Origin of the sequence: Candidatus Caldatribacterium sp., assembly GCA_014359405.1 — a bacterium.
GTDB lineage: Bacteria > Atribacterota > Atribacteria > Atribacterales > Caldatribacteriaceae > Caldatribacterium > Caldatribacterium oleiphilum.
In genome coordinates, this window is sequence record JACIZN010000102.1 from 5,103 (window position 1) to 6,988 (window position 1,886).

Below are 1,886 nucleotides of genomic sequence, written 5' to 3' on the forward strand. Positions count from 1 at the left end.
AAGGAGCCGATCAATCATCAAGAACACCACATCAAGGCTCACCTGAAGGACACATCGTCCCTCAAGGGGTGGGATGGAGAAAACGCAGACGAACGTGGGGTTCGGCACAGAACGAACGAACTCGTCGTAGGTGAGCTGGTCCACCGAAACGAGGTTAATCTGGAGGCGGCTCCGCAAAAAACCTGCAAGATTCGTTGCTCCAAGGCGGGCAAAGGTGGAGAAAATCATGTGGAACGTCCGGATTTGGTCCTTCGAGAACTTCTCCGGACGGCGAAAGTCGTAAACTTTGAGGCGAACCTCGGGTTTTGCCTCTTCCTTTACCTTCTCTGCCTCGGTAGCTCCAGAGCTCAAAGCCTGAAGCAGCGCATCTATTTCTTCCTGGGAGAGAATCTCGCCCATGGAACACCTCACCTACTGCATGACAAAGTCAAGGAAGAACACCTTTTCTACTTCTCCCGCAGTGAGCATTTCGTTGATACGCTCCGCAATGAGACTCTTCAAGCGTTCTTTGCCCTCCGGAGTTGCAAGGTCTTCTGAGGTCTGGGCGCTGAGAATCATGATGATGGCGTCCCGAACCTCCACGCTCTTTTTACGGAGCTCGTCTTTGGCTTTCTGATTCGAGAGGGCAACACTTATCACCGCCTTGAGGTAGCGAAGGTTATCCTTGTCCGCGAGGTTCACGAGGAAATTCCCCTCAAAGGTGTAGATGATGGGTTCCTTAGCCCTCGCTTTCTTTGGAGCATCTTCCCCTCGGGAAGCCAAAAAGCCACTCTGCTTTAAGAAGGTATATCCCATGAAGCCCACCATCGCAAGCACAAGGACAAGGAGGATGCTCTTCAGGGAAAATCCCTTTTTCGCTTCTTTTGTTTCCTCGGCAACTTCTTCACTTCTTTTTGCCATATCCTCTCCTCCTATTCCTCTCGGAGAATAACCACTTCAACCCTTCGGTTCTTCCGCCGGTTCTCTTCACTGGTGTTTGGAACAAGAGGCCGGTACTCTCCATATCCTACCGCAATGAGCCGCTCCGGGGGAATACCCTGCTTCTCCACCAGGTACCGCAAGACGGCAATTGCCCGGGCAGCAGAAAGCTCCCAGTTCGAGGGGAATTGAGGCGTGTTGATCGGGAGGTCACAGGTGTGCCCCTCGATGCGGACGGCGTTGGGGATTTTCTTAAGGACTTCGGCAAGGGCATCAAGGACGGGAATCATCTCCGGTCGGAGATTGGCTTTTCCAATATCGAAGAAGACGTTGTCGAGGAAAGTCACCACCAGTCCCCGCTCATCAATCCTGACGCTCACCTTTTCCGGAGAGAGATGGGCCTGCTCGATGAGCTTGCGTTCAATCTCCTTCATGAGTCCAACAAGTTTGAGCTGCACCACCCCCGAGGGGCTGAGCTGAGATGGGGGCTTTGGAACTGGGATTTCGGAGGGATGGAAAACTCGTGGTCCTCCTTCAAGAACTCCCAAGGCCCCTTGAATGGAGGAAACGATTTCCTTAAAGCGAGCAACGTCAATGGTGGAAAGGGCAAAAAGGAGCACAAAAAAGCACAGAAGAAGCGACATGAAATCCCCATAGGTCAAAGACCAGAGAGGTGCCCCAGGGGGAGCTTCTTCCTCGCGCTTTCTGGGCATCAGGACTCACCTCACGCTTCCTTTGTCTGCCGAAGAGGAATAACCCGCTCCTGGCCTTCCCGTTCCCGCTCGAATTGTTCCCGAATTTCCGGAGCAAAGAAGGACTTGAGCTTCTCCTCTACAATGCGAGGATTGTCCCCCGCCTGAATAGAGAGAATGCCCTCGATGATGACTTCTTTGAGGAGTACTTCCTGGGCGCTCCGGAGCTTCAGCTTATTCGCCACCGGAAGGCAAAAGAGATTTGCAATGAGTGCT

3 protein-coding genes and 1 pseudogene (1 of these 4 only partly in view) are annotated in these 1,886 nt (G+C 52.9%); all 4 read right to left on the reverse strand.

The features are described 5' to 3' along the window. A pseudogene (fliM, locus tag H5U36_08075) lies at positions 1-399 on the reverse strand (flagellar motor switch protein FliM) (it extends 579 nt beyond the left edge of the window). 12 nt (positions 400-411) lie between these two features. Further along, entirely contained in the window at positions 412-900 is a 489-nt protein-coding gene (locus H5U36_08080; GenBank protein ID MBC7218078.1) for a flagellar basal body-associated FliL family protein, read from the reverse strand. An 11-nt stretch (positions 901-911) separates the two neighbouring features. Next, on the reverse strand, positions 912-1,631 hold the full coding sequence (locus tag H5U36_08085; GenBank protein ID MBC7218079.1) for an OmpA family protein: 720 nt from the start codon (positions 1,629-1,631) through the stop codon (positions 912-914). An 11-nt stretch (positions 1,632-1,642) separates the two neighbouring features. Further along, on the reverse strand, positions 1,643-1,886 hold a 244-nt coding region (locus tag H5U36_08090), incomplete at its 5' end, for a motility protein A (protein ID MBC7218080.1).